9 protein-coding genes are annotated in these 13,551 nt (G+C 66.6%); 4 read left to right on the plus strand and 5 right to left on the minus strand.

Annotated elements, in window-relative coordinates:
• Positions 1-120: 120 nt before the first annotated feature.
• From EO139_RS06160 to EO139_RS06190, 5 genes are all read right to left on the minus strand, one after another.
• A complete protein-coding gene (locus EO139_RS06160) occupies positions 121-936 on the minus strand; it encodes a DUF3014 domain-containing protein (protein WP_126969749.1) in 816 nt (271 codons plus the stop codon).
• 1,197 nt (positions 937-2,133) lie between these two features.
• Positions 2,134-3,300 (minus strand): lysozyme inhibitor LprI family protein, encoded by a 1,167-nt coding sequence (locus tag EO139_RS06175; RefSeq protein WP_126970023.1) that lies wholly within the window; start codon positions 3,298-3,300, stop codon positions 2,134-2,136.
• The gene (locus EO139_RS06180; protein WP_126969751.1) at positions 3,300-4,901 is read right to left on the minus strand and encodes a hypothetical protein; all 1,602 of its coding nucleotides are present in this window, start codon (positions 4,899-4,901) and stop codon (positions 3,300-3,302) included. The genes EO139_RS06175 and EO139_RS06180 overlap by 1 nt, the downstream gene beginning before the upstream one ends.
• A gap of 137 nt (positions 4,902-5,038) precedes the next feature.
• Positions 5,039-5,911: a hypothetical protein gene (locus tag EO139_RS06185; RefSeq protein ID WP_241235919.1), complete on the minus strand. Its 873-nt coding sequence runs from the start codon at positions 5,909-5,911 to the stop codon at positions 5,039-5,041.
• Between the two features lie 159 nt (positions 5,912-6,070).
• Positions 6,071-6,544 carry a DUF3574 domain-containing protein gene (locus EO139_RS06190; RefSeq protein ID WP_119131083.1) on the minus strand — a complete coding sequence of 158 codons (474 nt, stop codon included), beginning with the start codon at positions 6,542-6,544 and terminating at the stop codon, positions 6,071-6,073.
• Positions 6,545-6,771: 227 nt separating this feature from the next.
• Between EO139_RS06190 and EO139_RS06195 the strand changes: the two genes are divergently transcribed.
• The 4 genes from EO139_RS06195 to otsA all read left to right on the plus strand — a co-directional run bounded on the left by EO139_RS06195 (position 6,772) and on the right by otsA (position 13,283).
• Positions 6,772-9,207 (plus strand): TonB-dependent receptor, encoded by a 2,436-nt coding sequence (locus EO139_RS06195; RefSeq protein ID WP_126969755.1) that lies wholly within the window; start codon positions 6,772-6,774, stop codon positions 9,205-9,207.
• 128 nt (positions 9,208-9,335) lie between these two features.
• The gene (gene otsB, locus EO139_RS06200; protein ID WP_126969757.1) at positions 9,336-10,094 is read left to right on the plus strand and encodes a trehalose-phosphatase; all 759 of its coding nucleotides are present in this window, start codon (positions 9,336-9,338) and stop codon (positions 10,092-10,094) included.
• A gap of 46 nt (positions 10,095-10,140) precedes the next feature.
• The gene (locus EO139_RS06205; RefSeq protein ID WP_104650214.1) at positions 10,141-11,919 is read left to right on the plus strand and encodes a glycoside hydrolase family 15 protein; all 1,779 of its coding nucleotides are present in this window, start codon (positions 10,141-10,143) and stop codon (positions 11,917-11,919) included.
• Positions 11,916-13,283: an alpha,alpha-trehalose-phosphate synthase (UDP-forming) gene (gene otsA / locus EO139_RS06210; RefSeq protein ID WP_104583636.1), complete on the plus strand. Its 1,368-nt coding sequence runs from the start codon at positions 11,916-11,918 to the stop codon at positions 13,281-13,283. The genes EO139_RS06205 and otsA overlap by 4 nt, the downstream gene beginning before the upstream one ends.
• The last annotated feature ends 268 nt before the right edge of the window (positions 13,284-13,551 follow it).

Here is a 13,551-nt window from a genome sequence, read left to right on the forward strand (position 1 = left end):
CACGTGGCGTAGCGCGTGCCGCCCATCTGCGTTGCTTCATGCCGGAATGTGGCGCGAAGCTGCAACCATGCATGCAAGGCCGCACCGGGCGGCCTTATCCTCGCCCCACCACACGCCGCTTCAACGACCCTGCAGCAACGCCGTGCGGATCCGCTGCAACTGCGCCTTCACGGCAGCCGCCTGCGCCGGCCCCAGCCGCAGCAGCGCCTTTTGACCGACCGACAGCGACTCCAACGCCGGATCGACAAACCGATAACGGCCACGCTCGTCGCGTTGCACCCTGATCGGCTGTGCCGGGTCGGGCGTGCGCAGCAAATGATCGATCACGTCGATCACGCGATCGTTGAAGTAACGATCCGGCGCGCCCAGGTCGGCATACGCCTGCTGCAACAACGGATAGAAACGTACATAACTGCGCACCAGCGCCTGCGCATCCACCTGGGTGAACGCCGCAACGTACGGCGCATAACGCGCCGCATTGGCCTGGTCGACCACTACACTTCCGGCGGCATCGGACACCGCAAATTCACCTGCCACCGGTTGCAGCACCGAGGCGCGACGGCTGATGCTGGGCTGGGTGAGATTGTCGATCATCACCACAACCCGTTCGATCAAGTGCTTGCGCAACACGATCGACAATGCACCGTCGTCCTGCACCAACGCCAGCAAGGCCTCCCACGCTGCCGCATCGCTTTGACCCAGCGCAGGGATCGCCGCGTCGGCGGCATCGGCCGAGGGCTGCTGCACCGGATGGCGCGGCCCCGCCGGCGCCGGCGGCGACGGGGTCACCGCCGCTGCCACGGCGCTGGCGGTCTGGCTGATCGGCGCTGGCAAGGCGCCCGGCGCAGTGGGTGACCCGCTGAACACCCACCAGGCAGCGCCGGCCACCACCGGAACTGCCAGCAGCCACGGCCAACGCGAAGACTTGGATTGCATCATGGAACTCCTTACATCGACACCATCCAGGGTGTGACCATGCCAGATCGCGGTGGTTCCATCGATGTGCAGCGATACTGCGATCAAGCATTGAATCGAGGGCGCGGCGCCGTCACCGCTTGCAGGGCACGCCGTGAATCCGTCCCTGGCGGTGAATCGAGGGCGCGGCGCCGTCACCGCTTGCAGGGCACGCCGTGAATCCGTCCCTGGCGGTGGGGGCTCGGTGGCGGCATCCATGCCGCCACACGGTCCCGCAACCGGCAAGGACACCGCACCAGAGAGTTGGTCGGTACTCATCTGAAAAGCCGTCTGTCGTGCGGCGCGCATCGGACGTGGAGCCGACGCTTCATGATCGAACAAGACGCATCCAGCACTGCTCTTCCATGCACACCGACCCTCTCAACTGGTCCTTGCCCGCTCACCGTCGCGGGACCCTGAGCGGCATGGATGCCGCGCCGGAGCCTACAAGGACGTACTTGCGGCGTGTCCCGCGATGGTGGGCGGGCAAGGGCCCTGCAACCAAGCGCCAGATCGACCGCTCTGCCGCTGATCCATCCGCACTTTCCAAGCCCAGCCACACAACCCAGAAAGCAGTCGAGACCGGGAACAGCGTGGTTGTTCAGCCGCGATCGGATGCTTGAATCAAAAGCTCAGTGAATCGAAGGCGCGGTGCCCTCACCGCTTGCGGGACACGCCGTGAACCCGTCCCTGGGGGCTCGGTGGCGGCATCCATGCCGCCACACGGTCCCGCAACCGGCAAGGACACCGCACCAGACAGTTGGTCGGCGCTCATCTGAAAGCTGTCTCTCGTGCGGTGTGCATCAGACGTGGAGCCGATGCTTCACGATTGAACAAGGCGCACCCAGCACCTGCTCTTACTTTGCGTACCGACCATCTCGACTGGTCCTTGCCCGCTCACCGTCGCGGGACCCTGAGCGGCATGGATGCCGCGCCGGAGCCTACAAGGACGTACTTGCGGCGTGTCCTGCGATGGTGGGCGGGCAAGGGCCCTGCAGCCAAGCCCCAGATCGCATGCTTTGGCTTTTGGCTTTGGCTTTGGCTTTGGCTTTGGCTTCGGCTTTGGCGTTAGCTTTGGCTCATCCACATCGCCTGGTCTCGGACCAGGACGACCGGCGTTGCCGCATCAAGCGACGCCACCGCCCGCCTGAAATCCGCGAGCAGGCGTGCGCACCGCTCTCAGCCTGCGAAATCCAACCGCGCATTCACCCAGGCCGCCACGATCGCGGCGGCCGCCTGCTCGGCCTGTTTCGCGGGCAGGCGCTTCTCGCGCACCAGCCATGCGGCAGTGTCGGCGCGCACCTTCGGTAGCAACGCGCGCACGGCCTTGCGCTGTGCCGCCGGCCAATCGCTGTCTTCCCCGGTCCAGGCGGCAATCGCCTTGTCCGGATCGTCGCCGTAGCGCTTGCGCAATGCCGGGGTCAGGTACAGCAACGGCGACACCGACGCGCGTAGCGCGATGATTTTCCACTCCGCGTAACTGGCGTAGCGAATGGTGCCTGCATCCTTGCCCAGGGCCTGGATCAACCCGTCGAAACCGGCATCCAGCTGCTTCCAGCTGGCCAATGCAAACAGGCCGCCCGGCGGCTCGCAGATGGGCGCGAACCCGTCGCGGGTGGAGCCATACAGCGAGCCGAACGCCTCATATGCTGGCTCCCCCACTGTGGCGAAGATGAAGCAATGCACGTACGGGCGCTGATCGCGGTCGTCGCGCTCGATCCACATCCGCAACAACGTCAGGATACGTTCCTGCGGCTGCATGGCAGGTACGCCCTCCACGTCGTCGAGCAGGGATGCGGCGAAGTCGTCGACCTTGCGCAGCGCCTTGCGTGCGCTTTCAAACCGCGCATCCGCCAGCGCCGCATCCACGCCCGCAGCAGGAACGAACTGATGCAGATAGGCCAGCCACGCCGAGGCCAGCGGCGTGTCGTAGCCCTGCAACTGGCGCGCGGCGTCGGCAGGCGCGGCAGGAATCGCGGCGATGATGCGGTCCAGTGCCTGCTGCTGCGCAGTGAGCGCCTTGGCCAACGCATCGGCCCTGGCCTTCAATGTGCGTTGCAGGCAGCCGTCCAGCTTGGCGTCCTGCGCGCAGGCATTGCGCTGCCGCAACCAGGCGCGCTGCTGATCGCGCACGCCAGCGACCGCGTGCCGCGGCGTGGTGTCCACCAGCGCCCGATAGGACGCGTCCAGCTGATCGTCCAGCGTGCCCAGCGCCGGCACCGCGCACAGCCGTTTTTCGACCGCGGTACCTGCCTGCTTGCAATCGAACGACGTCGCCCAGGCGCCGCCGGTGCCAAGCAACAGGGCGCCACCGATGAGCACGCGCAATACACCTGAGCGGGACATCATTGCACCGTGTCCTTGCGTGCAGGCAACAACGAGAGCAGCAGCAGGGTCACCGCCAGCGCGACATAGGCACCGACGAACTGCCAGCTGATCGCGCGCGCCAGGCCTTGCAGCGACCATGGCAGATAGATGCCGCCGCGCGGGTCCACCGAATGGATCAGGCCGAACAGCGTCAGCCCGGCGGCCACCAGCAGGAAGACCGCGCCGCGGCGCAGCCGGTCATCGATCATCGCCACCACCGTGGCGATCCACAGCATTGCGGTGATGATGAAGCCGTTACCCAGCGCGAAGATCACCGCCAGCTCCGGCAGGCCGTGCCCATCGAGCTTGGTGGTGAGTGCGACCAGCTGCTCCGGCGGGATCCAGCCCGGCGCCTTGATGGTCAGCAGGTACGCCACCGACGGCAGAAAGCCCAGCACCATCGCGCCGGCATGTTGCCTGGGCGTGGCCTGGAACGCCTGCGTGGTGATGTCAATCGACACGTACACGATGATCGGTGCCAGCACCGCCAACGGCAGCCACTGCACCAACCCGGAGATCACGCCGAGCATGCCGCCGATGCCGACGAACAGGCCGGTCAGCAGCGTGTAACCGGAGCGCGCGCCCATGTGCTTGTAGGCCGGCTGGCCGATGTACGGGGTGGTCTGCGCCACCCCGCCGCAGACGCCGGCGACCAGCGTGGCCAAGGCTTCCACCAGCAGGATGTCGCGGGTGCGGTAGTCATCGCCCGCCGCGCGTGCGCTCTCGCTGACATTGATGCCGCCCACCACCATCAACAAGCCGAACGGCAGCAGCAACGGCAGGTATGCCACCGTGGCCGGCAGGCCGTCGATGAAGCCCAGGTTCGGCAGCGGCAACACGATCGTCGGCGGCGTGAATGCAGGCACGGCAAAGCCCGGCGCGCCCAGGCCTGCCAGGCCCAGCCCGTAATACAACGCAGTGCCGATCACGAACGCCACCAGCACGCCGGGCAACTTGGTCGGCAGCCGCCCCTTGGCCAGCAGCACATACAGCAACAGGCCCAGGGTGACGAAGCCGGCCACCGGCGAGCGCAGGGTTTCCAGCAGCGGCAACAGGCCCATCAGCACCAGCGCGATGCCGGCGATCGAACCGAGCAAGGCCGCACGCGGCAGCGCGCGCGTGACCGCCTCGCCGACGAACGACAGCACCAGCTTGAGCAGGCCCATCACCACCAGCGACGCCATGCCGAGTTCCCAGGTGGCGATGGCGGCCGCCCGCGGGTCCAGCCCCTGCGCCTTGAAGCCGACGAACGCCGGGCCCAGCACCAACAGCGCCATGCCGATGCTGGTCGGCGCATCCAGGCCCAGCGGCATCGCGGTGACGTCGTCGCGCCCGGTACGTGCGGCCAGCCGCCGCGCCATCAAGGTGTAGAGCAGGTTGCCCACCAGCACGCCGAACGCGGTGCCGGGAAACATGCGCCCGAACACCACTTCGGCCGGGAACTGGAACATCCCGACCAGTGCCATCGCAATGAAACCGAGGATGGAGAGATTGTCGACGACCAGGCCGAAGAAGCCATTGAGGTCGCCGGCGACGAACCAGCGCGGCGATGCCGCAGTACGCGAGGAAGGGGCCGACATGGGAGCCAGGAAGCGTGGGGATCGGCCGATGGTAGCCGCTGCTCATCACGCGCGACAGCGCTGCGGTGAATCAGAGCGTGTCGCCGCGATTGCGCCCGCCAGTCCTGCACGCGGCGGCCCTGAGGTAGCGACACACGCTATTTCATTGCCGCCTCGACCTCGATCCAGCCGACGATGTCGCCACGGTTGGCGCTGCGATAGCGCACCTGCACGCGCGTGGCGTCGGCGCTGACATCCAGCGCATCGGCCTGATCGCCCTGCACCAGGTAGCGCTTGGTGCTGGTCGCCGAAGGTGTGGCGTACAGCGGCAGACGCGCCACCTGCACGTGCAACTGCACCGGCATCGGCGCGTCCAGCGTGGTGCCGATCGCGCTGGACACCCGCACCCCACGCGCGTCGTAGCGCGGCCATACCGACAGCGGCATGCCATCGTCGCTGCCCGGATCCAGCAAGGTCTGGATCTGCAGCGAAGCGATCGGCTGCTGCGTCGTGGCCACATACAGCCGCCCATCGGCCGCGTAGCGATACACGTCGGCGTACCACATCGGCCCGCTGCGGCAGGAGCTGGTCACGCTGCGGTCCGACTTGTCGGGCGTCAGGTTGAAGAAGCCTTCGCACTGCACCGCCGGGCGCGTGGGCGGGGTCAGCACACGAAACCGGCGTTGTGCCGGATCGAACACGAACACCAGCACCGCCTCGTTGACCTGGCCGAGCATCGCCGACACCGCCAGGTCAGGATGTCCGTCGAAGTTGTAGTCGTCGCTGTCCACGCCGGTGCCGCCTTCGCCGTCGTCCACATTCGCGTCGAGCCATTGCTCCTTGCCGCCCGGGGCGAACACCACATGCAGGCGTTCGCCGACCAGCGTGGCAGTGGCATGCGTGTGCGCGTCGATCGTCACCTGCACGCTGGCATCGCGTGCCGCGGCCGCGAACGACAGGCCGAAGAGCGCCATCGACAACCACACGCCGGCCGCGCGCACACGCAGCCGGCGCAGATGTTCAAGGCGCATGGCCACCCGGTCTGGCAGCTCACCCAGCACGAACCTGCCCGCTGAAAAGACACGGGTGCAACGCGTCACTGCACCGCACGCGCAGCACTCGGCGGTGCCATGCCGCTGCCCACGCCGCGGTCGCACCGCAGGTACGGCGGCCGCGCCAAGCGGCACCACTCAGAACGACACCTCCACCGCCTGCCGCGACCACAGCACCGACTGGTGCCCGGTGGCCTGCTTCCAGGCCAGGCGGATCGCCTCGATGTCGTTGCGCCGCTGCGGGGTGTCCTCGTGCAGGATCACCAGCACCTTGGTGCCCAGCCGGTTCGGCTCCTTGGCACCGCGAAACAGCCATTGGCCGTAGGCATCGAATACGGTCAGCCCGTCCGGGAAGCGCGGAGTCACTTCCTTGTCCAGGAACGCGCGCCATTGCGTGTCGTCGATGGTGCGGGTCTGCGGGCGATCGGCCGGGCCGGTCTCCTGGCCCACACCGAAGTACAGCTCGCTGCGCACCCAACCGTGCGCCGTCGCCGGCCGCGCCGCGTCGCCTTGCAGGCTGGCAGTGGTCGAGCCCGGCGCGCCGCCGGGAGTGGTGGCGCAGGCGGACAGCGCCAGCGTGGCGGCAAGCAGGCAGGACGGCAGCAACTTCATCGACTTCTCCACAACGGGTACGGTTACGACGGATCGGGGGCGGGCTCATGCAGGGCCGGCATCAGCTGATGCCGGTGTGCGCGCACTGTGCCATCTCGCACGCGCCTGAACAACGCGATAATATCTCTCTATCCGGATGAATGTGGACGATCCGAACCCCTTTGCGCCCTGCCCGGCCGGATGCCGACCGCGCGGCGCGTTCGCAGTTGCTGTTGCAGGAGAGAGACATGACCCGCCCCACCCTTTCGGCCATCGGCCTGGCCGTCGCCGCCGCGTTGAGCGCCAATGCACAGGCCCAGCAGGCCGCCCCCGGCGCCACCACGCTGGATACCGTGATCGTCACCGGCACCCGCGCCAGCGACCGCACCGTGCTGGAATCGACCGTCCCGGTGGACGTGCTCACGGCCGAGGACATCCGCAAGGCCGGCGTGGTCAATGGCGAGCTCGGTAGCGCGCTGCAGGCATTGCTGCCCTCGTTCAACTTCCCGCGCCAGTCCAACTCCGGCGGCGCCGACCATATCCGCGCCGCGCAGCTGCGCGGCCTCTCGCCCGACCAGGTGCTGGTGCTGGTCAACGGCAAGCGCCGGCATACCTCGGCGCTGGTCAATACCGACAGCAAGATCGGCAAGGGCACCACGCCGGTGGATTTCAACTCCATCCCGATCAATGCGATCAAACGCATCGAAGTGCTGCGCGACGGTGCCGGCGCGCAATACGGCTCTGACGCCATCGCCGGCGTCATCAACGTGATCCTGGACGACAACCCCGAGCGCGGCGAGCTGGAAGCCAGCTTCGGCGCCTACAACACCGATGTGGAGCCGATCAACCGCCGTGTCACCGATGGCCAGACCAGCTACGCCAGCGCCAAGGTCGGCACGCTGCTCGGCGATGACGGCGGCTTCTTCAAGGTCGGCCTGGAGCTGAAGAATCGCGAAGCGACCAATCGCGCCGGCTTCGACCAGATTCCATCGTTCGAAGAACAGACCCCGGCCAACCTGGCCCTGGCCGGCCGCCGCAACTACGTGCTCGGCGATGGCGCCACCAAGGGCCTGAACGCCTGGCTCAACACCAAGATTCCTTTCAGCGCCAACGGCGAGTTCTACGCCTTCGGCACCTACAACCAGCGTGACACCGAGGGCGCCAACTACTTCCGTTACCCGGATGGCAGCGCCAACTGGCGCGAGATCTACCCCAACGGCTATCGCCCTATTTCCGAAGGCGAGAATCGCGATCTGCAGATCGTCGCCGGCGCCCGTGGGCAGCTCGGCGACTGGGACTACGACGCCAGCGTCAACTACGGCCGCAACGACTTCACCTACCGGCTGCGCAATTCGCTCAACGCCTCGCTCGGCCCCGGCAGCACCACGCGCTTCAAGACAGGCGACTTCGCCTTTGCGCAGACCGTGGCCAACCTGGATCTGACCCGCGTGTTCGATGCGGCCGGCGCCACCCATACCTTCGGCACCGGCGCCGAGTTCCGCCGCGAGCAATACCGCACCCATGCCGGCGACCCGGCCAGCTATGCGGCCGGCCCGTTCACCGATCGCCCCACCGGCTCGCAGGCCGGCGGCGGCCTGAGCCCGCAGGACGAGGCCGACCTGTCCCGCAACGTGGCCAGCGCCTATGCCAACGTGTCCAGCCAGTTCGGCGACAAGTTCTCCACCGACCTGGCCGGCCGTTACGAGCATTACCAGGATTTCGGCAGCCAGTGGACCGGCAAGCTGGCCGCGCGCTATGCGTTCGCCCCGGCATTCGCGCTGCGCGGGGCGGTCTCCAACAACGTGCGTGCGCCCTCGCTCAGCCAGATCGGCTACGAAGCCACGTCCACCGGTTATGACGCGGCCGGTCGCCTGACCCAGGGCCGCCTGCTGTCGGTCTACAACCCGATCGCCCGCGCGCTCGGCGCCACCGACCTGAAGCCGGAAAAATCGCTCAACTACAGCCTGGGCTTCACGAGCCAGCTGGGCGATCACTTCGACCTGTCGCTGGACTTCTTCCAGATCGACATCGACGACCGCATCGCGCTGTCCGAAGACATCACCGGCACTGCGCTGACGGACTTCGTGCAGCAGAACTTCGGCGTCAGCGGTGTGCAGAGCGCCAGCTACTTCCTCAACGCCGCCGACACCCGCACCCGCGGCGCCGAGCTGGTCGGCAACTGGCGCCAGTACGCCTTCGGCGGCGACCTGCTGCTGACCGGTACCTACAGCTACGCCAAGACCGAGTTGAAGAACGTCATCGGCACCCCGGCGCAGCTGCTCGCGCTGGACCCGGACTACGTGCTGTTCGGCATCGAAGAGAGCAACACGCTCACCGATGCGGCGCCGCGCACACGCGCCGCGCTGGCCGCCAACTGGAACAACGAGCACTGGAACCTGCAGACCCGCGTCAACCGCTACGGCAGTGCGACGCGCGTGTTCGACTTCGGCGGCGGCTTCGTGCCACGCCAGACCTACGGCGCGGAATGGCAGCTGGACCTGGAAGCCGAGTACCACATGGGCACGCAATGGACGCTGGCGATCGGTGGCCAGAACATCCTCGACAACTATTCGGACCGTTCCATCGACGATATCGCCTACTTCGGCAACCTGCCCTACGACGTGCTCTCGCCGATCGGCAGCAACGGCGCGTACTGGTACGGGCGGGTGCGCTACACCTTCTGACGCCGGTATTGGCGGATTGGGGATTGGGGGATTGGCAAGGGCGGATCGTCGCCAATCCCCACTCCCGAATCCCCAATCCCCGCCGTTGCATAACCTGAATATCACATCGCTTTGCGCACACTAGCGCGATGGCAGACGTGCACTCCCCCCTTCCGTCGCCGCCATTGCTGGACGATGCCTGTGCATTGTTTCTGGACGTGGACGGTACCCTCATCGACTTTGCCGACAGCCCCGAGGCTGTGCGGCTCCTGCCCGAGGTCCGCGCGGCCATCGGCCAGCTGAGCGAGCGCCTGCATGGCGCAGTGGCACTGGTCAGCGGACGACCGCTGTCGCAGCTCGACGCCTTGTTCGCGCCGCTGCTGCTCCCGGCCGCCGGCCTGCACGGACACGAACTTCGCAGCGACATCGCTGCGCGCGCGGCAATGCCGCAGGACACCTCCGAGTGGCTGCATGGCCTGCACCAACGCGCCGCCGCACTCACGCACCGGCACCCTGGTGTGCTGGTTGAAGACAAGGGCGTCAGCGTCGCGCTGCATTGGCGCGCGCAACCGCTCGCCGGCCCCGAGGTGCTCGCCTTCGCGCAGCAGGAAATCGCCCAGCTTTCCGGCTATCGCCTGCAACCGGGCGACCATGTGGTCGAATTCGTGCCCGAAGGCAGCAACAAGGGCCTGGCGGTCGAACAGCTGATGCAGCACGGCGCATTTGCCGGCCGCACGCCGGTGTTCGTCGGCGATGACCTCACCGACGAATTCGGCTTCGAAGCGGCCAATCGTCTCGGCGGCTGGAGCGTGCTGGTCGGCGATCGCGCCACCACCAGCGCGCGCTTCCGCGTCGACGGTACCGCCGACGTGCATGCGTGGCTGCAACGCAACGCGCGCCAGGCCTGAGCGCGGCGCGCTTCCCTCTTCTCTTCAAAAGGATCGTTCGCACTCCATGACCGAGCCAAACCTGGATCTGGGCGTCATCGGCAACTGCAGCTTTGGGGCATTGGTCGATCGGCAGGCACGTGTAGTGTGGAGTTGCCTGCCGGCCTTCGACGGCGACCCGGCATTCTGTTCGCTGCTCTCGCCCAAGGGCGAAGGCGGCGACTTCGCGGTGGAACTGGAAGACTTCGCCAGCAGCGAGCAGCATTACCTGCCCAATACCGCCGTGCTGCGTACCGTGTTGCGCGACAGCCACGGCGGCGAAGTGGAAGTCATCGACTTCGCGCCGCGCTGGCGCAACAACGGGCGCTTCTATCGGCCCGTCAGCATCATCCGGCAGATCCGCCCGCTGGCCGGCAACCCGCGCATCATCGTGCGCGCACGCCCGCTGGCCGACTGGGGTGGCCGCAGCCCGGAGACCACCTGGGGCAGCAACCACATCCGCTGGGTGCTGCCCGAGTTCACCCTGCGCCTGACCACCGATGTGCCGGTCCGCTTCGTGCGCGACGGCCTGCCGTTCGTGCTCAGCCACCCGGTCAACCTGGTGCTGGGCGTAGACGAATCGCTGACCCGCTCGCTCACCGGTTACGTGCAGGAAGCGCAGGAACGCACCGAGGAATACTGGCGCGAATGGGTGCGCTACCTGTCGATTCCCCTGGACTGGCAGGAAGCGGTGATCCGCAGTGCGATCACGCTCAAGCTGTGCCAGTACGAGGACAGCGGCGCGATCATCGCGGCGATGACCACCTCGATCCCGGAAGCGCCCAACACCCCGCGCAACTGGGATTACCGTTACTGCTGGCTGCGCGATGCTGCGTTCGTGGTGCGCGCGCTCAATCGCTTGGGCGCCACGCGCACGATGGAGCAGTTCATCGGCTACATCTTCAACATCGCCACCGCCGACGGCACGCTGCAGCCGCTGTACGGCGTCGGTTTCGAATCGCAGCTGGAAGAGCACGAAGTCGAGACGATGGACGGCTATCGCGGCATGGGCCCGGTACGGCGCGGCAACCTGGCCTGGATCCAGCAGCAGCACGACGTCTATGGCAGCGTGGTGCTGGCATCCACGCAGCTGTTCTTCGATCTGCGCCTGAAGGATCAGGGCGATGCGGATACCTTCCGCCGCCTGGAGCCGCTGGGTGAGCGCGCGTTCGCGCTGCATGACGTGCCCGACGCCGGCCTGTGGGAATTCCGCGGACGCGCCGAAGTGCATACCTACACCGCTGCGATGTGCTGGGCTGCCTGCGACCGGCTGTCCAAGATCGCCGACCGGCTGGTGCTGCCCGAGCGCAGCGTGTACTGGCGCGAGCGCGCCGACACCATCCGCGCGCGCGTGCTGGGCGAGGCATGGAGCGAGGAACGTGGTCATTTCACCGATACGCTGGGCGGTCATCGCCTGGATGCATCGCTGTTGCTGCTGGCCGATATCGGCATCGTCGCCAACGACGACAGCCGCTTCGTGCGCACGGTCGAGGCCGTCGGCCGCGTACTCAAGCATGGCGATGCGCTGTACCGCTACATCGCACCGGATGACTTCGGTGAGCCGGAAACCAGCTTCACCATCTGCACGTTCTGGTACATCGACGCGCTGGCCGCGATCGGTCGCAAGGAGGAGGCGCGTGAATTGTTCGAGCGCATCCTCTCGCGCCGCAATCACCTCGGCTTGCTGTCCGAGGATCTATCGTTCGAAGACGGCGAAGCCTGGGGGAATTTCCCCCAGACCTATTCGCATGTGGGTTTGATCATCGCAGCGATGCGCTTGTCGCGCAGCTGGCAGGAGGCGTCATGAGTCGTTTGGTGGTGGTATCCAACCGCGTCGCGGTGCCCGGCGAAAACCGGGCAGGCGGCTTGGCGGTGGGCTTGTTGGCGGCGCTCAAGGAGCGCGGCGGCGTGTGGTTCGGCTGGAGCGGCAAGACCGTGCGCGGCGACAGCGGCGGCATGCACGAGCAGACCGAGGGCGACATCAAGTTCGTCACCATGGACCTCAACAAGCGTGACATCGATTCGTACTACAACGGATTTGCCAATCGCACGCTGTGGCCGCTGCTGCACTTCCGCCTGGACCTGGTCGACTACGACCGCGCCACCCGCGAAGGCTATATGCGGGTCAATCGGCTGTTCGCCGAAAAGCTGGCGCCGTTGTTGAAGGACAGCGACACCTTGTGGATCCACGACTACCACATGATCCCGCTGGGCGCGATGCTGCGCGAGCTGGGGGTGGGCTGCAAGATGGGCTTCTTCCTGCACGTGCCGATGCCTTCGGCCGACCTGATGCAGGCGATGCCAGATCACGCGCGCCTGTTCAGCACGTTCTACGCCTACGATCTGGTCGGCTTCCAGACCCAGCGCGACGCCGAGCGCTTCAAGGCCTATGTGCGCCTGTTCGGCGGCGGCCGCATCCTGGACGGCGACATCGTCGAGGGTCCGGGTGGGCGTCGCTTCAGTGCCGCGGCCTTCCCAATCGGGATCGATACCGAGTTGATCGCCAACCAGGCCAAGGCCTCGGTCGGCAAGCAGGCCGTGCGCGACCTGCGCGAAAGCCTGCGCGGCCGGCAACTGGCGATCGGCGTGGACCGGCTGGATTATTCCAAAGGCCTGCCGGAACGCTTCCAGGGGTTCGAACGCTATCTGGAGCGCTATCCGGAGCAGTCCGGCAGCCTGACCTACCTGCAGATCGCGCCGGTGTCGCGCGGCGATGTCAACGAATATCGCCGGTTGCGCGGGCAACTGGAGCAGATCGCAGGCCATATCAACGGAGGGCATGCCGAGCCGGATTGGACGCCGCTACGCTACGTCAATCAGAACTTCAGCCATGCGACCTTGACCGGTTTCTATCGCGCCGCCTCCGTCGGTCTGGTCACGCCGCTGCGCGATGGCATGAATCTGGTCGCCAAGGAATTTGTCGCAGCGCAGGATCCGCAGGATCCCGGCGTGCTGGTGCTGTCGTTGCTGGCCGGTGCCGCCGATGAAATGAAGGAAGCGCTGCTGGTCAATCCGCACGACCTCGACGGCGTGGCCGATGCGATCGCCACCGCCGCAAGCATGCCGTTGGCAACGCGCATCGAGCGGTGGCGGGCGATGATGGATCATCTGCGCAAGAACAATATCAACCACTGGCGCCAGCGGTATTTGCAGGCGCTGGCCGATATCTGACTCTGGATTTGCGCGTTACCAGCAACACGCGACCCGCGCACACCGCAATCAGCATAAATAGGCGCCGCGCACTGCCGGCGCCTTTTTTCTTGCATCGGGAGAAAGTGCCTGAAGGGCGATGAGAATACGTCTGCCGGTGCAAGTGGAGGATGCTCGAGTCGAAAATCCCGGCGTGCACGACTCGCCATTCCCGAATGCCGAATCCCGCCTCATCGCTTGCGTCAATAACAAATTAGAGTTACAGCCGGATGACGCATTTTGTCGCCAC

The organism is Xanthomonas sp. BRIP62411 (assembly GCF_003993525.1).
In the GTDB taxonomy this organism is placed as follows: Bacteria; Pseudomonadota; Gammaproteobacteria; order Xanthomonadales; family Xanthomonadaceae; genus Xanthomonas; species Xanthomonas euroxanthea.